Genomic DNA, 20,786 nt, shown 5'->3' on the forward strand with positions numbered 1-20,786 from the left:
TTACTTTCGTAATCTCTTTACCAGGCTTTGTACCGTAGATTCTGGTTGCTGACGTGGCACAGGCTTCTGCTGTCCAAAGCCATCAAACAATTCGTCCAGCTTGACTGTTAAACCCAAATACGGCCCACCTGCGGAACGTGTCCCGGAAAAATCTCGGTCATCAACTTTACCAAAAGCATATCCAGCCGAAAGGCGCAGATTAGGAGTGAGATAGTAACCTGTTTCTACAACAAAGCCTGTCTCACTGTAATTAGATTGACCAATCCAGCGAGCCTCACCAACTAAATCCCAGCTATATCCCAAACGATAAGTAGCTCGCAATTGTCCCAGATTAACCATACTTGTACCAACTAAATCGTTAGCTAAATAAGAAGTACTGTTACGCAAAGCATACTTACCGTAGAATTCCCATTGCCAGTTAGGGGCGTAAATAGCTTCTAAAGCAAAAGTATGGTCTTGGGAACCCGTACCACTGCCTAACAGAATGGTCTCAGGGATAATCGCCGGATTTTGGCGATATTCATAACGCAACAAAGCATTAAATTTATCGCTATTGGGGTCGCGGTAAGCTAAACCCAGCTTCAGGTTAGCGGTATCTCCCAATCCTGAAAGTTTTTGATTGGAAAAGTTTGCTTGTTGATAGCGTACCAAAGCTGTGAGAGCCGGCGAAATTTTACCTGCCGCCCCTGCGGTAATTACTGTATTACTACCACTAGAAGAGGAGCGATGTTCGTACCGAGCACTGGCTTGAAACTGTGGATTATCAGAGTATTCCAGCCCAACACTGTAACTATCACCACCATCAAAACCGATCGCAGATGCTGCTTGACCAAAGGCGTAGGGTTGGGCATATTGTTGACCCGCCGCAGTTCGTCCGAAGAAGTTGCCAAATACGTGTTCGTAAGCCAAGTTCAGCCGCAATCCTGAAGCAATAGTCCAACGGTTATTTAGACCAATTGCGCCTTGGGTAGTAAGTTCATTAGCACCACCCAGAATTGAGTAACGACCAGTCAAGGTGGTATCAGTACCGAGTTTGTGTTCACCATTAACACTTAAGCTGGTGATGGAATTACCCGAAAATTGACCGCCAGTGTAAAACTGTTGGGCCAGACTGACGCTGACACCAGGAATTACTGCCCAATTCAAACCTAAGATGGTACGGTCTGGGTAAACAGTATCTTTTTGGGAAGATAAACTCAGTTCATTTTGGGCTTGGAAAGTCAAATTTTTAGCAATGGGAACTGTGAAACGCGAACGCAATTGATTAGAATTACTACTCAGGGCGTTAGTAGAGATGCGGTCTTCCCGATGGCGATGAATCCAATCCACATCAAAGGTAGCGCTACCTAAGCGTTGTTGAATCCCAGCAGTAATCGTTGTCAGCGAATTATCAACTTTGCTCCCAGGTATAGACTCATAACGGGGTGCAAATAGTTCTTCAAAGGTGTCTAGTGGTTGGGGAGCAATCCCAAAATTGTCTTCGTGGTCGTATTGCGCCCTAACATTGGTACTTGAGGTGAGTTTAGCTGTAACCTGTGCTCCATAACGGGTTTGTCCTGGGACAAAGCTAATAGTGGCATTATTAGCGAAGCCTGTATCAGCAAAGCGATAATAGGCACGACCTTGAATACCATTGGCAATTTCTCCCTCAGCTTCCAAGCGATATGCATCACCACTGACCTTTCCCACAACATCAGAATCATTAGTGGAATGGGCATATTCTGCGATTAACTTCCCCTTGTCACCCAAAGCTATCAGCGCATCTGCGCCGTAGAGTTGAAAGTCACGCACTCCATGATTTTCTTGAACGTAAGTTGCTCCTATCCAACTTTCCTGGTTAAGTTTGCGAGAAAGATTATATTGCAAACGACCAGCATAGATATTGCCATCAGAGTCTGTGCTGTCATATTGATAGCTAACAATAATCCGACGTACTAACACTTGTCCAGTTTTGTCAATATCGGTACGAAGAATCGGTTCGCGAAATATTAATGTACCGCGATCGTAGTCGATTTCGTAGTCTGGGCCTCGGTTAAGCTGTTTGCGTTCTAGTACAGTTCCAGGACGATTGAGTTCTTCTAACTCGATAAAGACATTTTCACTACCTGGTTGTAATATTCTGCGAGAGAGAAAGTAATAACCACTAGTACCATCGGGAGCAATGGTATCCCGTTGAAACCCCTCTAAGTTGTTGCCATAAAAACCTGTAATTTGTAGGTTTCCTAAGTTGTAATTAGCTTTAAAACCGTGGAGTTGACGGGTGATAGAAGTAAATTGCTGCGATCGCCGCGTAAATTCTTCTGTGTTGTAGTCACCCCACATTGCATAATCAGGATCAGATCCGGGGATACGACTTGAACGCTCAAAACGTAGAAAGAAACTGTCAATGGAAGGAGCGACCACATCAACTTTGGAACTATCGCCGTAGACAGGATAGTTTTGCTCACTGAATTGGTAAGTTCTAAACAGGCGATTATCGCAGTTGCAATCTTCATTGAGGCTGCGAGAACTGTTATATGCACCTGTAAACAACCATTCTCCGATCGCACCAGTGGCAAATATTGCTGAATGAAAATCTAATTGCGTTCCGTTGTCTTTGTCAGGAGGGAGGAAATCTCGGAAACTGCCGTAATAATTTGTACCTCTAGCGCCCAAACGCAAATCTATGACCCCTGTCACCAAACTCGGACGCAGTGCTGTTTCAAATTGCAGTTGAGTAAAGGCTTCTAAATCATTAGCGATCGCCCGAATTGTGACAGTTTGCGCTTTTAGATGCGATCGCAAAATCGCTGTAAATTGCCCCCCTGTCGCCTCCACTTGAAATCCGGGTTCATCGGGTTTGAAGTCTTTCCCGACCAACTCCCCAGCAGTGGGTATCAAAGTAACAACAGCATCACGATTAGAGCGATTGCCACTTGCATCAATGAGTTGACCCCGGATTGTAGCTGTAGAACGTCCATCTGCTGGGATACGGGATTCAACTGTTTCTAAAGTTAGTTGCTGCGGCGCTCCCCGAACTGCGACTTGCACCGTTACAACGGGTTCTGTTCCTCCAACTACTTGTGCAGTGATGGTGTTATTACCTTCTTTTAACGAGACACCATACCATGTCTGCGTTACCAAGTTGGTGGTGGCATCAGTTTCCGTCCGTCCCACTAAGGAAGGGTCTACCAACGCGCCATTTACCCGCAATTCTACTTGACTACCAGACGGAAACTGCACAATCACCGTGGTAGCTTGTACATCTACAACACTGTCAGCCGTCGGAGTCAGGATTTTGATTGCTGTAGAGATGGGAGTGGCAGACGCGGGAAGATTTTCATTTACCCCTTGTTCCCTTGTCTCCTTGTCCACTCCTGCTATTTTGCGTAAGCCTCTAGGTAAATCAACAGAAGTTGCTGGTTGAAATGCTTGTATTTCCGTTGGAGAAGCTTGAAACTGTGTCTCTGTGTCTTCGCTTCTGTCATTCTTGATTCCTGCTATTTTGCGTAAGCCTCTAGGCAAATCAATAAAAGTTGCTGGTTGAAATGCTTGTATTTCCGTTTCACTTGGCTGGACATCTGGCCTTGAAATATCAGTAGTTGGTGTCTGATCGGCTTGATCTTCGACCTGATTTTTCACGTCATCTGCAACAACCAAAGCGAAACCTAACCCCCCATCCCCCTTCCCTTGCATGGAAAGAGAAGAATTCAAAGCCTCTCCCCTTTTAGGGGAGAGGTTTTCCACACCCTTGTCTCGTTGCGAAGCAGAATCAGTGAAAACCTCCTTTTCACTGGTGATTTCTGCTTTGACGATCGCAGGATACAAAACGAGGCTGAGAGCTATTATCGGCATCGCCCCCATCAATCTCAGGTTTAATGTAGTTGCACAGTGCAGTCTGGGTTTCATTTCTTGACTGGCTCCTGAAATGTGGGGGTGACACCGAAATTCATGCGTACCAAGCCACCAGGCTCTAAATGCACCAAGCGAGATTGGCTATTCCGTTCGCGGAATTTTTGGTTGGGAGCTAGGGCGTAACCGGTTACACTGCTGAGGTCTAGTACACCAGTGTGGTATCCAGGTAAGGCATTGGCTAAGGAGAACAAACCGTTAGGATCTGTAGTGATGCGGTTCCCGTCCTCTAGAAAAATCACGGCATTGGGGACTCCAGGCTCACCACGCTGTTGTTCACCGTCAAAGTTTTTATCAACAAACACCCGACCGATAATCGTCCCACAGTCAGAAACGATTCCTGGACGAATTTTCAATTGGTGCGTTGCAGGCCCATCTTTGGTACTAAAACGGTTATCAGCTCTTTGGGCATTAACGATCGCACTGTTACGACCATTACCACGCAGCGAATCGGCTGTTAGTTGAGCAGCGTAGGCAATATTCAGGACTTTCTCTGTGGGAATCGTTACGTCTGTGCGGAATGTCACTGTGTTACCATTCCGTTCTGAGGTGATAGTGACTGCTTGACCATCCAATTCTCCCCGCACAGATTTAGGCAAGAAATTGAATCCTAAAGGTAGGTTGTCGGTGACAAATATATTATTCAAACCAGCATCAGCGAGATTTTTTATCGACAGGCGGTAGATTACCGTATCTCCAGGTTCAGCAGCAGCGCGATCGCCTGTTTTGATAATCTGCAACTGATTGGCTTGACACAAATTTGTGGTGAATTCAAAAGCTAATAAATCCAGTCCTACAACTTCTGCATTGGGAACTAAAACAACTGTTTGCTCTACCCTAGTTTCGCCTGTGAGACTGATTGGTTGACCATCTAAAGAAGTAGCGACATATCGCACGACACCATTACCTTGTGTGCCACTGCTACCAAGGATTTCAATTTTGACGCGTCGTTGTTTATAGATAGAAGTCGGTGGTGGATTAACTACAAAAATGTAGGTTCTACCTGGATCAGTTTGACCCTTATTCGGATCGAGTAAAAAATTGTAGACACCCGCAGGGTTATTCGTAACAAAGTAAGGGTTACTATTCTCAGTATTTGGTGATTTACCGCCAGGAACGTTGTTATTAGGAATATCTGGTAACTCTGTTCGAGTCAAAGCAACCAAGCTACCCAATTCTGTCCCAGTTGGATCACTGGAGTTAGGTTCGTATACCCCAACTGAAAAACCTGTATAGTCAGGTAAAATTGTGCCAGCGCAACCTAGAATTCTTCCTAATGGGTCAACTAATGGGCTAGGACTAATATTGATCTGACTAGAACTTCCTTGATATTTATAATTACTAGCAGAGTCTGTATAAGTATAAGTAGCTTGATTTATTAGTGGCAAAGACGCAGCCAGATTGTTAGTCTGTTGTGCGATCGCTGGTATAGGTATAGTACTATGCAAAAAACTTCCCAGAAGAACAGTAGCTGTTAACCGTCGCCACCAGCTACTGCTAGAAGTAATTTGCTTTTGGTTTTGAGGACAGCTCACTGAACATATCTCCTCTGGGATGCCAAGCTTCTTGTTAAGAAAAACACTTATTTATTTGTAGAAATTCAAAATTATTAAAAGTCCACCGCTACATCAATCCGATTTGATTTCTTAAATGTTGCGTGAGGGTTGTCCTTAGTAGAAAAGGTAAAGAACGACCCCAATTTCAATCAGCGTACTTGGGTTTGATAAGTCGCCTTGACCGTCGCCTTTGCTGGAACTGACGGAACCTGTAAACGGATGTGGGTGTAAGCAATGGCCGGTGCTGGTTTAGTTTCCACTTTGCCGTCAGGAAGAGTAACTTTAACAGTGGGATTTTCTCCAAAGCTGCGCCCACCATCAATGCTGTAAGTAATTTTTCCATTATTAGTCACATTTGCAGATTTCAGTGCATATACCATTCCTTTGGGAATAGGTTGATTAAGAGTCAAATTCTTCACTAGGCGATCGCTCTTATTTTCGCCACTCAAGGTATATCGCAATACATCTCCTGGTCGCACCACAGCTTGACCTTTCAAAGGTTCCCATTTCTGGCTTTGCTTACCCAGCTGATCTTGAGCTACCACTTGCTTTTCGGCTTCTAAACGCAATTGAATTTGCCCTTGATTTTTGATATTCTGAGCAACAGCACTTCCTGAATGCCATACATTTGCAATTCCCGGAATTTGACTGAGAAATGGAACTGTAGCAATCAGTGCGATCGCTCCTAAACCTGAAAGAGAAACACGCCTCATATAGATAACCTCAAAAAACTTCTAGAATGTTGATTATTGACTTATCTTTCCCTGCTTATACTTAAAAAGAGTCACTCCCCTCTTTGCTTGCAAAGAGAGGTTGGGGGTGAGATCCAACGAATTAGTTCACCTTGCGTTGGAAGGTAAATGTTCTTTGAATACCCGGTGCGATCGTGCCAGTTACAGTATCCACATACTTAGTAATATCCGTGTTTACCGTAGTTCCTGTTTGGTCGATGCTAGAGCTATTAGCTGGATTACCACTGAAGAATTGAATGGTTGCAGCCCCAGAATCCTTAGCTGAACCAACAATATTGCTAGTATCAATTTGAGTGTTATTATCGTTATCTAGCGCCCAATTGTTGGGGCTTTGCGTACCATCTTCAATAATCACAACTTTGTCAGCATTCAAAATCACATTCCCGGTTCCAGATTGAGGCTCGGAAATATTTGTGTACTGAATTTGGTACTCAATAATGTTTCCTGGTGCAGGCTTCTTCGGATCGGTACTTAATGTGCCATCATTCCCTTGGACTACAGGCCCAGTTCCTTGTAAGACTCGCGACATTTTCAGCAGTTTCAGGAAGCCAGTATATACGCGATCGATAGTGATGTTAAAAGAATCAAAGGTATTATCGTTTCCAGTATCCTTGATTCCATCAGCGTTGCTATCGGTCGTGTAGTTATCAATAGAAGCAGTTATGGGTACTGGGAAGCCTTTGCTAATATCAGTAGATAACTGCGTACCTGGAGGTAAATCAACTTCTACGCCATAGTTGATACTTGCACCAGGAGCAAAGTTGGGGATTGTAATTGCTGCACCAGCGATTGTAAACGCTCCATTATTGTAGGTATAAACAGCAGACTGACTACCATAGGTAATAGTCACCTTCGTATTATTCGGTAAATCTCCTATAATTGTTGGTGGCGTTGGCTCTATCTTCAAAACGCCTGGGTCAGTACCACTATTCTTAACTGTGTTGGTGAAGCCGACTGACTGAGGATCAAGTGTAGTACCAAGTGCCGTACCAGCAGGAACGAGAGAAGATTTGTTCGTGAAGTCATCATTAGTCAGACCCGATGGGCCAGTAGCATCCGGCGCATTTTGCGGCCCGTTGAGTATCGCAGAAGCAACAGGTGCTTGCACTGTGAAGACATTCGCCTCACCCCCTGGTGTACCATCACCAGTGTTGTTGTTACCCGTGTCAGTCCCAGTTTCTGGAGCTGTTGGAGTAATAATATAGCCATCATCAACGTTGCCAGCCAATAGAGTATCGGGAACACCATCACCATTGGTATCTGTACCCCCAGGAGGTGTCATATTCCCTGGTGGACCCTCGTAGTTGCTGGGATTTTGGTCGCCGGATTCGTCGTATACTGGGAAATTGCTGCTGGATGTTTGACCAAATAATTGGGCAATGTTAGCAACAGTTAAGGGTGAAGTTGCAGTTGATTCAACGGCTAGCTGAATCGAGAAGCCATTCACCGTTGTACCAGGAGCGATGGAAGTAATAGTTGCTGGATTATTGATAAAACCAACGCGGGTGACTGAGGCCAAGGGTGGTGCTGTCGTAGTCCAACTAGCTGTATTAGCATTAGTTCCAATTGGAGTGGTGGTATAGACAGTTTGCCAACCAGGAGGCGCAGTTGGTGCTATTGCCAAATCTGTACCGGCAGGAATCGCATCAGAAACCAAGATATAAGTACCAGCAGCACCATTAACATTGATGCTTGTACCCGTCAAAGCTGCTGGTATAATTCCCTGTCCTGTGGGATCGTTGGACTCAACTCGCAAACTCAAATCGTAGGTCAGCTTATCATCTGTAATCGCCGTTGTGCCAGCATTGTTATAGCCACTGCGAATCTTGAGAATAGTGCCTAAAGCGTAGGTCTTCAGCGTTAAACCAACCTTAATTTGCTCAGTAGCGCTAGCTTCCCGTGTACCATTAACTGGTGCCCCAGGTACTTCACCAGTAATACCAATATCGGGATTATCTACAGTGAACACGTCACCACCATCAGGACTCCGCAGTTGGTTTTGAGCATCACCAGGGGTATTGCCAAGGGTAACGGTAATGATGTCGTTGGTTTGAGCACCAGATTGTACAGTAACTGGCACACGTACCAGTACAGTACCACCAACTGGAACTGAGGGTGTGTCTATGCCACCTTGGGGAACGTTTGTCCAAGTTTGACCGCCGTCGGTGCTATATTGCAGGCTATTAAGTGCACCACCATTTGGTAATGTGCCAGAAACTGTACCCGGACCAGTTGTTGTTGCTTGGTTAGGAATGTGGAATTTGCTTGGGTCGTTACCTACGTTGGTCAGGGTGTAGGTGTAGATTAGTAAGTCGCCAACCTGAACTGTTGTATTAGTAGGGCTAGAAGTGGCATCTGTTACACCAGACGCAGTGACGGTAATACCAGCAACCTCTGCCACGGTGACAACGACAGTGTTAGAAGTGGCATTTATAGTTGTCCCTGGACTGTTGGGATCTTCGTAGGTCGCTGTTGCGGTGTTACTGATAGATGTACCCGCAGTAGTTCCGTCAGCTAATACAGGTGCGAGAAATTGGAAAAGGCTACCAGTTAACAATGCTGTTGCTACTAGAGATTGATAAAGTTTACGCTGCTGGTTGACAGATTTATTTCGATTTACCATAGAAGTAGTTTGTTTATTTGCTGAACTTTTATCTTGGGTTTTGAGACAGGATAAAGTTCGGCAATTCCTTAAAGAATTACCGATTACATCTCCGCAAAACCTTAATGTTTCGGGGAGCGTATATTTGAATAAATTATTGACACTCCTTAAAAACTACATTGAGGCAATAAGCAGAAAAATTTTGCCTACTTGTTTTACTCTTATCCTTGAGACTCAAGGCTGGCAATCGCAAATATGTGTAATTTATTACTGTATTTTGCTGAATTGTCGATGTCAATAGAAATGTAGCTTTTATAGCAGAAAAAAACTTCCGTATAAATAAGTAACTTCTCTAGCTATGAATGAGTGCATCAAAACTGAAAAATTAACTTCATTTTGGCAACACACATAGCAATTTTAGCGATTTAATCAGACGCTAAAAGCACTAAAACCTATATCTGCAAAAGCTTTTGAATCTTTGCTGTCATGCTATGCATATTACCTTGTGGAGCCATTTAGATAAAAAAATAGAAGGGTGACTAAGTTGTCTAGATCACTTAAATGGAATAGTGATTTAAATAAATGTAATTTCCTCATATTTTAAATGCAATTTAATCATGTTCTCTAGCAGTGTTATTACTGCCTATCTAAGGCTATTTTATTTTTTTATAACAATATCCGAGTAAGTGTAAATGCTTGATACGGGGCTTACTTGTATCAAAGGTTTACAAAAATCATCCCTTTCAATACCAAACATACCCGACAATTTTTATCGGGTATGTTTGACTGGTATTTTTGCTCGTGTTACTATCAGTCGACAGTGACAGACAAACAGGGAAAGCTAGTTTATGACTCAGGCAATCACAACCCAAACCAAAGCCAGCACTGCCTACTTTCAAGCCTTGAAGTGTAAGGAATGTGGTGCGGAATATGAACTCAAAGCCAGTAATGTTTGTGAGTTATGCTTTGGGCCGTTAGAAGTCAAGTATGATTACAGTGCCCTACGTCTGACTGTCACTCGTGAAACAATTAAAGCCGGGCCCAATTCAATTTGGCGCTACCGTCCCTTTTTGCCTGTCGCAACCGACAATGTTATAGATGTGGGAACTGGCATGACTCCTTTAGTTCGTTCCCACCGTCTTGCCCGTCGCCTGGGTTTAAATAAGCTTTATATAAAAAATGATGCCGTTAATATGCCCACCCTTAGTTTCAAGGATCGGGTGGTGTCAGTTGCTCTATCCAGGGCGCGGGAGTTGGGTTTTACAACTGTTTCTTGCGCTAGCACTGGTAACTTAGCAAATTCTACAGCTGCGATCGCAGCTCACGCCGGTTTAGACTGCTGTGTGTTCATCCCCGCAGATTTAGAAGCCGGTAAAATTCTAGGTAGCCTAATCTACAGTCCCACCCTGATGGCCGTCAAGGGCAACTACGATCAAGTAAATCGTCTTTGCTCGGAAGTTGCTAACACACATGGCTGGGGTTTTGTCAACATTAATCTGCGTCCTTATTACTCTGAAGGTTCTAAAACGCTAGGTTTTGAAGTAGCTGAACAACTAGGCTGGGAACTACCCGATCATGTTGTTGCTCCCTTGGCATCTGGTTCACTATTTACCAAAATCTATAAAGGGTTCCAAGAATTTGTAGAAGTTGGTTTGGTAGAAAATAAGAAAGTCCGTTTCAGCGGTGCTCAAGCGGAAGGATGTTCACCAATCGCCCAAGCCTTCAAAGAAGGACGCGACTTTATTAAACCAGTTAAACCAAATACAATTGCTAAATCTCTAGCGATCGGCAATCCAGCAGACGGCATTTATGCTGTGGAGTTAGCTCAGAAAACTGGTGGTAACATTGAATCAGTCAATGATGCAGAAATTATTGATGGCATCAAGCTGCTGGCAGAAACCGAAGGTATCTTTACAGAAACTGCTGGTGGTACAACCGTGGCCGTGCTGAAAAAACTGGTAGAAGCTGGCAAAATTGATCCAGATGAAACTACCGTGATTTACATCACCGGCAATGGTCTGAAAACCCAAGAAGCAATCCAAGGTTATGTTGGCGAACCCTTGACTATTGATGCCAAACTCGATAGTTTTGAACGTGCGCTAGAGCGATCGCGTACTCTGGATCGCTTGGAATGGCAACAAGTCCTCGTTTAGTTAGGAGTTATGAGTTATGAGTTTTTTATTCATGACTCCTAACTCTTAACCGTATTCCTAACTCCTCACTCTTAACTTTGTACTTCTATGGCTGTAACAGTTTTAGTTCCTACGACTCTTCAGAATTTGACTAATAATCAAGCTACTCTAGAATCCAGCGGTAGCACCATTGCTGAATTGTTGGATTCCTTAGAACAAAGCTTTCCTGGTATTAAATCCCGATTGTGCGATGAAGAAGGGAAGCTACGCCGATTTGTAAATTTTTACGTTGATAGCGAAGATATCCGCTATTTAGAAGGTATAAATACACCACTTAAAGATGGCGATGAAGTAAGTATTGTCCCCGCTGTTGCTGGTGGTTAATATAGAGAACAGTAAATAAAGTAAAAGCCTGACTAGACAAATCTTTGAGAAATTGCCTCGTTCCCAGTCTGAGACTGGGAATGCCCATTAAGAGGCTACCCTCCGCCTACGTGACTCGCGGCAAAAATGATGTAGGCAGCATTTCCTTTTTAGATTCTGGAAATGAGATTTTCTCCCGTCTTTTGACTTAATTTGATACTAATAAGGAATGACACACTACTTGTATTGTGGGGCTAATTTTGCTTGGCTAAATATGCAGCAATTATCTGAACAACGTGAGTTCGACGAACCTCTCCCTGCCTTTAAGTAAGGTTCAAGGCAGCCCCTCTCCAATTCGGCTACGGTGTACACACAAGTCTTAAAAACCTAGCTTGATAAGGCTTGACTCGTTCCCAGTCGGAGACTGGGAATGCATTCATTGAGTCTCTGACTCAATATCTGACTGGAGGCGGCAGCCCCTAATAATCCATTCCCATGCGGAGTATGGGAACGAGAGAAATCCACTTTTTTCGCCTGGAAACTGGCTCTGGGTCTACTTGTGTGTACACCGTAGCTCCAATTCTTAGAGGGAAGGTTTTGTTTAGTAAAACCAAGGAGAGGTCTATTGATTGGGCTAATTAAACAGACACGATATGAGGTGTTGGATTCACGTTAATTAACCACAATTTAAAACTATATTCTCTTGTTGCAATTCATAACTAGACCCTTTGAGTAACTATTATTTTTTGGCGGGAGCAAAATTTATAGCTGATAAAAATATCCAACTACAGAGAAATTCATATTTATGCTTTATTGGTAAGTATTTGGCAATTTGGCAGATTGTGATTAAAGTATTTTGATATATTGCAGAAATTACCAAGATGTTTTACTTATTATACAGAAGACGGGCTAACCCCCGTCTTTTTTGTTGCTCATTATTTGGCATTTTGGCATTACATTAAAATCAAACTATGTTAGATTAGCTAGAATGCAAATGATTAAAACATTAAGAGTCAACTAAACTAGCATTCCTTTTGTTCATATTATTTGCTAGCCTTACAACCTACCTATTGAATTTTATTTGTGCTATTTTTTCTAGAGTCCAAGGTGTATTGCCACTTTCAAGCTATTTAGACGGGATAAATTATCCCGTCTTTTATTTTGCTTGCTAGTTGGAAAAATCGGTTTAATGCAAGTTCTGGAAGTAAAAATATTTCTAACTATTTTACTAACTTTAACATCTCAATAAATCTGTCGTAGCCTCTAGCTTATGGCAGATTAATTTGTTATTTTAGTATTCAGAGATACTCAGGTAATGTTCTATCAGGTTTCAGGATATTTGCACACATCCTATGGGAAGATGCCCTATGAATATAATAATGAGTAAATTAATTCGGGATGTTGTTATGCACTGGATTTATATAGAGGTTTGGCCATGAGCCAAACCTTTTTTTATATCCATTAAAAATGGAGCATGGTTTATAGGGCATTGAGTAGAGGATATTTAAAAAGAGATTTTCATTGTATGTTGTGTCCAATTGGGTATAAACATCTGTAAATGCTTAAGTTCAATAATATTTATGTGCAAGCGAAATTAAAAAGTAAAAGTACTCCGCAAAATCCCGATGGTAACTGAGTCACTATCTGGTGTGTGACCAGGTTCCAAGAGATGAATTATTCCTGGTGTAATGCTGATGTTGTCTGTTAGCTGGAAACGATAAAATGCCTCAATTTGAGTGGTCGTCCCTGGTTGTCCACCTGCACGTCCTAAACCTGTATTGACAAAATCAGGGACATTATTCCCTAAAGGTAAGTTGCTACTGGTGATTTTAGGAGGTTGACCGACATAAATTCCCCCCAAATTTCCTTTAGCGAATAAATCAGGGAAATTCAGAAACACCATATAATTTGTCGTCTCTACATTTCCAGACCGCCCAGGAATGTAAGATTTAGTATAACCACCCCACGCACCTGCGCTAATGCGGGGAGAAATTTGCCAAGTTACAGTCGCACCCACGGCGTTGGTTTGCAAGGGTGCTGATTTTCCGGTAGTGGTATTAGCTGTAGTTAAGCATTCATCGCCAACAAAGGTTAGTAAACAACCATCTGAAGAGTAATTGTTAACGTAATACAAACTTAAATCTAGAGTATCGGTTGGTGTCAGCAGCAATTGCACGCCTGTAGTGGTGGTTCCATCAAATAAACCGCTGCCTTGACCGGGATTTCCTGGTTGATAACTAGTATAAATTGCTTGCAAACTAGCGCGTTGAGCAAATTGCCAATCAATAGCTATACCGCCGTGACCGTATCCCATATTTAAAATAGGGTTTCTTTGGGCAAAATAAGATAACGGCCCTGTTGCAGCACTTTCTACCCGATTAGGTCCTCGGAAAGCAGCTGGCATACTTACGCCTTCCGTTCCCACCATCACTGCTAATTTATCTGTCACTAGCCAATGAAAATTAAGGTCACTTACAATCAAGCTATTTGTAGGAAATTCATAGCCAAGTAAAACATCATTCCGGGAAACACTATTGGTAAATCTCGGCGCAGTAGTACCTTTTCCATCTATAAGACCTATAAACAAGTAACTACTGGGAGTGATTTGACTAGTTAAATACAGCTGCGCCAGAGACATAACATTAATGTTTGTCCCTGCATCATCTGTATCTTTTTGTCCATCTCTAGGATTAACATCGCCACGATTGTCAGTTCGTCCTTGAATGCCAACTATCAGTAGTCCACTGAGTTTGGTTGTTGTTGAGAATTCGTTAGCTTCGATTTCGGCGGTTCTAGCTTCTAAACTATCCACACGACCCCGCAAAGTTGCTAATTCAGGGGCAAATTCTGACTGCAATTTTTGTAATATTGCTAAATCTTCGCGGGTGACTAAATCGCTGGTGGCTGTAGTGATTAATTCGTTGACTCTATCTAGACAAGCATTCACACCGGCCGCAAATTCATACCGATTTAAGGCACGATTACCACGATAGCTGCTATCTGGATATCCGGCGATACAACCATAACGTTCTACTAAAGACTGTAATGCCTGGAATGCCCAATCGTTCGGTTGTACGTCTTTGAGTTGAGAAACCGATGTAACTTGCTCCATCGGATCTTTTGGGGAGAGGGATGGAGATGAGGGAATAATATTATCGCTCTTAACTTCTGTCTCCTGATTTCTAACTCCTGACTCCTGAGTAGTTATTGTGTCTGTGTACTCTTGTGCTATTGCTTTTTGTGCAACTCCATTTACACCCGCAATTAGTAACCATGCGAGCATCCAGGTTTTGCTATGACTGCGGCTACTAATAAATCTACCTTTCAATTTTTTACACTCTGCTCACATACTTAAGTGAAGAGTGTATTCCCGATCATCTAGCGTTCACATGGGGAAATTTACGGATTTTGTCCCAAATTAGACTTAATGCTTCTGGGCAACTTCTGAAAGGGCGAGTATAACAGGGTATTGGGGAGTGGGGACTAGGGACTAGGTACTGGGGACTAGGAAAGAGTTTCTCAATCCCTAATCCTCAATTCTCTAATCCCGAATCTATGGCAAATCGTTCACGCAAGCTGACACCAAAACCCTCTAAACTAAATAAACCTCATGCAGGTGTGATGAAACGTGTCGCTAAAAAACCCCAGAAAAAGCTAAAACGGGGAAGTTGGTTGTCATCAACACTAGCGATCGCAATTTTGTTGAGTAGTGCTAGTCTAATTATGGCTTTTGCCTGGATTAGTGTTCTCTTTATCTTCAATCCAGATCAGGTAAGCTGGCTAAATAAAATTTTACCTGCATGGGCACAAATCCCCCTTGGTAATCATGAACGCCCCCAAACTCTCAAACAAATTCAACTCGATTTGAGTAAAAAAAACCAAATATTTGGGAAAACTCTGCCTTTACATCAGGATGCGGAAAACTCATTTTTACTGCCAGTTTTTCAACAGCGTGCTAATTGTCAATCTGATTGTGAAAAACTTGTGGAACTCAGGGTTTACGAGCGCTCAAAGGAGTTAGAGTTTAAATCTCAGTCAGAAAATTACTACTATCTGGCGACTCAATTATCTGTAACTGGGCCAGAAGAATCCTTTGTGACTTCTCCCTTGCTTGATGGGATATCAGAATCTCAGGATATCAATATTCCCCTACCTTTAACTGATGTGCAACGCATTGAAGGTGGGACACCATTACCAGGGGTTTGGTTTAATTTGCGGGGTCAACGTCAACAAGGAACTGGTGCGTTCGCCTATGGTCACATCGTATACTACAATCCAGAACGCACAAACTTATTACAAATGTTGTCTTGGACTAGTCCTAATGGACAATTGCCCAAATGGCAGCAAGTAACTGGTGATGGTACAAAAGAGTTAGTTGTTGATCAAACAGTCGGTTTAGAACCGCACTTACAGGTTTACCAAGTTAAGCCTCTGAAGTTATTCCTCAAACCAATTCAATTGGAAGCGATTACCCTCCAATCAGCAGTCCTCAAGGATTCTGCATATCAAAACGCCCTGTCAATTGCCCGTAGTGGACTGTGGACACCAGCCTTTGAATGGTTGAAATTCATCAAGAAACAGCGCAAAGGAGTTTTGCCAGAGGCGGCGCAAGCGCAAATGGATTTGATTCGCTTGCACTCCCAACTTACTAAAACCCAAGCCCAGAAAAATTGGGCAAGTCCTAGTCAAGAAGCGCTGGCAGATTTGATTGATGGTCGTTGGGAAAAAGCTTTACAGGTGTTTGAAGCGTCGCCACATAATGCCCAAGAAATTGCTACCCTACTCAAAGCTGATGAAAAACGATTGTGGAATCGCACAGTAGCAGCGTTGCGGGTGAACCCAAATAGACGAGAAGTACAAGCTTGGTTTGCCTTGATTTTAGCTGTTCAGCGAGGAGAAGGACATGCTAATTCTTGGTTGAAGGCGCAACTAAAAATTACAAAAGATGACCTTGCCTATATTCAAGGTCTGTTAGCAAAACTCAAGGGTGAGGGTAAAAAGTCGCAAATATCCTCTACTCACCCTAGTCAAATTGTCGGTACGGTGCAACCAATTACTCAAGTTACTAGCACCGAATGGCTGCAACTATCCTCAGCAGACTTTAAACTTCCAGATAACCAAGTTTGGTATCAGGTAGAGGTGAGTGCATTTCATGACGGGAAACGCTGGTTAAATTCCCCCTTTGAGAATTTGAATCCACCCAAAACTTCCGCCGCCAAATTTTTCTGGGAAACTTTGGGAATCAGTTCTGACCCTGAAATCCAGATTGTGGTCTGGTTACCAAATGGAGAACAAAAAATTACAATAGCCGCTATCAAAGCGGTGCAACTACAGGGTAAAGTTTTACGCCTATTAGCTGCTGGCCCAAAAATTCCAGAGAATCAAAACGATGTTCTCCAACCCAAACCTTTAGCCTTGACAAATGCAGCACTGGAATGGGTACAGCCATCTCCAATTACTTTACAAGAACTGCATCAACAAAATCCCCAAGGGATGAAGGTAATGTTATCGAGTCTGTGGCAATCTTTACAGCAATCTGGTGAAGTTCCGGCTGGTGCTATTCCTAGCTTTGAGCAGATGCAGGAAAAATTGGGTGATTGGCCCGTTCAAGTGATTGATTTAACAAATAACGCTCAACCAGAAATAATACTGACTATCTCAGCAGAAGCAATAGCATCCTTGAATCAGCCTACACCTGAAATTCAGGGGGAAAACACAAAGGAACGCCGTGACCGGACTATAATTTTGTCTGATAGTAATGAAGTCATTTATACTGATTTTACAGGAAATTACTTACAAAGACTCTCTGCGATCGCCAAGCTTTCAGGCGTGCAATCCTTAGCTTTATTAGTAGAAAATGCTCATAACTACAGTTTGAGGCGCTGGTCAGAGAAAAATCAGCGCTTTGAATAACACGCCCTTACTCAAATTTACCCTTTACTCAAATTTAGATTAGAGAGGGGAAAAGCGTAGGCGTAGCCCGTCGTAGACATCGCTATCTTCAAGACTGACTTATTCTTTTTGCTTGGTTTCGGCTAGACGTTGGTGCTTCAGATTTTCCAACTGTTGCAACAGAGAATCTACCTCTGCTTGTAAATGTATCAATTTAGCTTGCTGATCGTCTTGATAATAAGACTTGGTTAACTTACTTACCCAGTTAGCCTGGGACTCGCGATCGGAAACACTAGATAAACAAGTAGGCATCGCTAATTAAATCCACAACTTAACTCACACCATTAGAAATATTATAATAATGCTCTTTTAAGCTTTATTAAATTATTGTATATTTTCAATCAATTACTCTAATGGTTTTTAGGTTCAATCATAAGAGACGGTGAACATAAGGGCTGTGTTCCTGAGAACACATCGCCCCAACTGTGCAAAGCTTCTGTACACTCTGCGGTATTTAGAAATACTTAATTGATAGTCAGTAAATTATTTTTGTATTAATTATTACCGCATTTTACCTTTTTTCACTCCGTCAGCATTCCCAGCCGAATTTGTTAAACCGAAGGTTGCTGTGGCGGTTATGATAAACTGACATTCTAAATAAAAATGGCAAGTGAAACGCCTACACCACAAAAAATAATATTCTTAAGTAATATTCTTTTGGAATTAAGGGGCTGGGAACTGGCAAGGAAAAATTCACTTTCTTCCTCTTCCCCATCCTGCGCTTCCCTATGCCACCCTTTCTAAATATCCAATCCTTACATTAAGAAATTTTAAATCCCGTGACTTTGAGCCTGTCTGCTGCTAAATCTCATCGCCAACCCTGGCCCGGACTGATAGAAGCCTATAGCGAATACTTGCCTGTCAGCGAAAAAACACCGATCGTCACTTTGTTGGAGGGCAACACACCCCTCATACCAGTGCCAGCGATCGCAGAACGCATTGGTAGACAAGTGCGGGTTTTTGTAAAATATGACGGTCTCAATCCCACCGGCAGCTTCAAAGACCGGGGGATGACTATGGCAATTTCCAAAGCCAAGGAAGCAGGGGCAAAAGCAGTAATTTGTGCCAGCACGGGAAATACCTCAGCCGCCGCCGCCGCTTATGCAAAGCGTGGGGGCATGAATGCCTTTGTACTGATTCCTGACGGTTATGTGGCACTGGGCAAGTTAGCCCAAGCATTATTGTACGGGGCGGAAGTATTGGCAATTAAAGGTAATTTTGACCAAGCGCTAGAAATTGTCCGCGAGATGTCCGAAAGCTATCCGGTCACTTTGGTAAATTCGGTCAATCCCTACCGCCTAGAAGGGCAGAAAACAGCGGCCTTTGAAATAGTTGATGTGCTGGGTGATGCGCCAGACTGGGTATGCATTCCCGTGGGCAATGCAGGGAATATCACAGCATATTGGATGGGATTTTGTCAATATCATCAAAACGGGAAGTGCGATCGCTTACCGCGAATGATGGGATTTCAAGCCGCAGGTGCAGCCCCGTTAGTACATGGTCAGCCAGTACCACATCCCGAAACCCTAGCGACAGCAATTCGTATTGGCAACCCTGCTAGCTGGGAGTTAGCGATCGCAGCGCAAACCGCAAGTCAGGGGAATTTCCACGCCGTTACCGATGCAGAAATTCTCGATGCGTATCGACTTTTGGCAGCATCAGAAGGTATCTTCTGCGAACCTGCTAGCGCCGCTTCTGTAGCCGGGTTGTTGCAGGTGAAAGACCAAATTCCCACAGGGGCGACAGTGGTTTGTGTCCTCACAGGCAATGGTCTAAAAGACCCAGATACAGCTATTAAACACAATCACAGTCAATTTAAACAGGGGATTGCAGCAAAACTGGGCGCAGTTGCCGAGGCAATGGGATTTTAAGCACTCTGGAACTAAAACTCTGGAACTATGAAAAATTGCGTAGGCAAAGCCTACTCTAACCTTTACTACGTGAAGCAGGGGCGAACTGGATCTTGCTACGCGTAGCGGACGCATCAGAAGTTATCACAGCCAGTTTTTTCAGTCTGTGGAGTGTCAAAATAATCCTAGTTAATTTTTAAGCAACTACTTGATTATCTTGTAATGACTCATTCTACTGATATCGCCACCTTAGCCCGCTGGATGGCAGCTGACTTCAGCAATCAAGAACAAGCTTTTGAAAATCCGCCTTTGTATGCTCACATTCGTGTTTGTATCCGTCCCCTTCCCTTGGAGTTGTTCTCAGGGGTAAGTTTGTTTCTCGAACAAGCTTATGATTTTATGCTCAATCAACCCTACCGGATGCGGGTAATGAAGTTGATTCCGGCAGAAAACTACATTGTTATTGAACACTACACGATCAAAGAAGAACAAAAATTTTACGGCGCATCTCGTGATCCCGAACGTTTAAAAGTTTTATCCGTTGACCAATTGGAAAAAATGCCAGGTTGCAACATGGTTGTAGATTGGACAGGTACTAGCTTTAAAGGTAGGGTTGAACCTGGTAAATGCTGCATTGTGGTTCGTGACGGCAAAAATACTTATCTAGATAACGAATTTGAGATTGACGCTAAAGAATTTTTCAGCCTCGATCGGGGAAGGGATGTAGACACAGATGAACATCTCTGGGGTTCTATCGCTGGCCCATTTCACTTTGTCCGATGGGGTAATTTTGCCGATGAAGTGAAGGTGTAATAAGTGATCTCTGACGAGATTGATCTGTTTTTGATTGGGTGCGATCGCACCCAAATTCTTTCGTCCTTTCGTACCAGTTTTGCCAGCATACTGCCAGCCAAGCCAATTCTCTCGGTTGGCTGGCCATATCGAATACTGATCTTCATCATTTACATCTGTCAAAAAATTTGGTGATTTTCTAACCCGACTACCTTTGCTATTTCTGGTAATAATTTCCTTAGCATTTGTGCTTTTTTATGTAATATTTAATACATTTATTTTAACGTCAGGCAGATGTTGTTGTCATGCTCGATTGGTAAAGTCAAACAGTCAAAAGTCAAGTCAAACTTAGGCGCTTACTAGGTTAAACTTGTGCTATTATTGTTAAATTAGCATTGTTAAATACTCTTTATCTCTTTAAGTTATAGAGCAGTAGACAAAACAAAGCTCTATATTTCATGATGTGGCGGCATAGCCAAGTGGTAAGGCAGAGGTCTGCAAAACCTCCACCCCCGGTTCAAATCCGGGTGCCGCCTTCAAGGCTTTCAGCCTTTTAGGACAATCAAAAACAGACAAACTGGGGTAAATGATATTCAAAGTGATATTCAAAGCCCCGGTTTACCTTTAGATATCCGATGGGTTAACCCTGTTTGCCTCTGTTTGTTATCCCTGGCTGACCAATATTACCCTTAATGTCTTAGTGATCACCCCCAGATGCTTAGTTAGTATGTGGTTTAATGTCACAAACTATGAAATACAAGTAAACCTGATGAGGATAGTTTGATTTTTAGTTTTCTTTTGAGTTTGGAATGTTTCGCGTTCTCTAACTTCAGCCAAATTTGAGCGATTCTGAATTCTGGCTTCTGAATTCTGTTTGTTAACATATCTACACATAT

At 42.9% G+C, this 20,786-nt stretch carries 11 protein-coding genes, 1 tRNA gene and 1 pseudogene; 6 read left to right on the forward strand and 7 right to left on the reverse strand.

The features are described from left to right. The 4 genes from F8R90_RS23545 to F8R90_RS23560 form a co-directional block, all read right to left on the reverse strand. Positions 1 to 3,888 carry a TonB-dependent receptor gene (locus tag F8R90_RS23545; RefSeq protein ID WP_230966722.1) on the reverse strand — a complete coding sequence of 1,296 codons (3,888 nt, stop codon included), beginning with the start codon at positions 3,886 to 3,888 and terminating at the stop codon, positions 1 to 3. Continuing rightward, on the reverse strand, positions 3,885 to 5,426 hold the full coding sequence (locus F8R90_RS23550) for a hypothetical protein (protein ID WP_331000700.1): 1,542 nt from the start codon (positions 5,424 to 5,426) through the stop codon (positions 3,885 to 3,887). The genes F8R90_RS23545 and F8R90_RS23550 overlap by 4 nt, the downstream gene beginning before the upstream one ends. 170 nt (positions 5,427 to 5,596) lie before the next feature. Beyond that, entirely contained in the window at positions 5,597 to 6,160 is a 564-nt protein-coding gene (locus F8R90_RS23555) for a DUF11 domain-containing protein (RefSeq protein ID WP_196512697.1), read from the reverse strand. 121 nt (positions 6,161 to 6,281) lie between these two features. Continuing rightward, the gene (locus F8R90_RS23560) at positions 6,282 to 8,822 is read right to left on the reverse strand and encodes a beta strand repeat-containing protein (RefSeq protein ID WP_196512698.1); all 2,541 of its coding nucleotides are present in this window, start codon (positions 8,820 to 8,822) and stop codon (positions 6,282 to 6,284) included. An 827-nt stretch (positions 8,823 to 9,649) separates the two neighbouring features. Here F8R90_RS23560 and thrC (F8R90_RS23565) point away from each other — a divergent pair. Continuing rightward, complete coding sequence (thrC, locus tag F8R90_RS23565; RefSeq protein ID WP_190901028.1) at positions 9,650 to 10,954, forward strand: threonine synthase; 1,305 nt, start codon at positions 9,650 to 9,652, stop codon at positions 10,952 to 10,954. 87 nt (positions 10,955 to 11,041) lie between these two features. After that, a complete protein-coding gene (locus F8R90_RS23570) occupies positions 11,042 to 11,317 on the forward strand; it encodes a MoaD/ThiS family protein (RefSeq protein WP_190901029.1) in 276 nt (91 codons plus the stop codon). 1,573 nt (positions 11,318 to 12,890) lie between these two features. Here the strand turns inward: F8R90_RS23570 and F8R90_RS23575 are convergent. Further along, positions 12,891 to 14,579 carry an iron uptake porin gene (locus F8R90_RS23575; RefSeq protein WP_196512699.1) on the reverse strand — a complete coding sequence of 563 codons (1,689 nt, stop codon included), beginning with the start codon at positions 14,577 to 14,579 and terminating at the stop codon, positions 12,891 to 12,893. 272 nt (positions 14,580 to 14,851) lie between these two features. Here F8R90_RS23575 and F8R90_RS23580 point away from each other — a divergent pair, with 272 nt between their 5' ends. Beyond that, on the forward strand, positions 14,852 to 17,209 hold the full coding sequence (locus F8R90_RS23580) for a hypothetical protein (RefSeq protein ID WP_196512700.1): 2,358 nt from the start codon (positions 14,852 to 14,854) through the stop codon (positions 17,207 to 17,209). Between the two features lie 99 nt (positions 17,210 to 17,308). Here the strand turns inward: F8R90_RS23580 and F8R90_RS23585 are convergent, their stop codons facing one another. After that, entirely contained in the window at positions 17,309 to 17,500 is a 192-nt protein-coding gene (locus F8R90_RS23585) for a hypothetical protein (protein WP_196512701.1), read from the reverse strand. A gap of 527 nt (positions 17,501 to 18,027) precedes the next feature. On the opposite strand from F8R90_RS23585, the gene thrC (F8R90_RS23590) reads away from it, so the two are divergent. Together thrC (F8R90_RS23590) and F8R90_RS23595 are read left to right on the forward strand one after the other, a co-directional pair. Continuing rightward, positions 18,028 to 19,119 carry a threonine synthase gene (thrC, locus tag F8R90_RS23590; RefSeq protein WP_190895575.1) on the forward strand — a complete coding sequence of 364 codons (1,092 nt, stop codon included), beginning with the start codon at positions 18,028 to 18,030 and terminating at the stop codon, positions 19,117 to 19,119. Positions 19,120 to 19,320: 201 nt separating this feature from the next. Beyond that, positions 19,321 to 19,911: a chromophore lyase CpcT/CpeT gene (locus tag F8R90_RS23595; protein ID WP_196512702.1), complete on the forward strand. Its 591-nt coding sequence runs from the start codon at positions 19,321 to 19,323 to the stop codon at positions 19,909 to 19,911. A 105-nt stretch (positions 19,912 to 20,016) separates the two neighbouring features. On the opposite strand, the pseudogene F8R90_RS33930 reads toward F8R90_RS23595, so the two are convergent. Then, a pseudogene (locus tag F8R90_RS33930) lies at positions 20,017 to 20,073 on the reverse strand (hypothetical protein); the annotation flags it as partial. A 282-nt stretch (positions 20,074 to 20,355) separates the two neighbouring features. Between F8R90_RS33930 and F8R90_RS23605 the strand changes: the two are divergent. Continuing rightward, positions 20,356 to 20,426: transfer RNA gene (locus F8R90_RS23605), tRNA-Cys, on the forward strand. Positions 20,427 to 20,786 lie beyond the last annotated feature (360 nt).

This window comes from Nostoc sp. NZL (assembly GCF_015714705.1).
In the GTDB taxonomy this organism is placed as follows: Bacteria; Cyanobacteriota; Cyanobacteriia; order Cyanobacteriales; family Nostocaceae; genus Nostoc; species Nostoc foliaceum_A.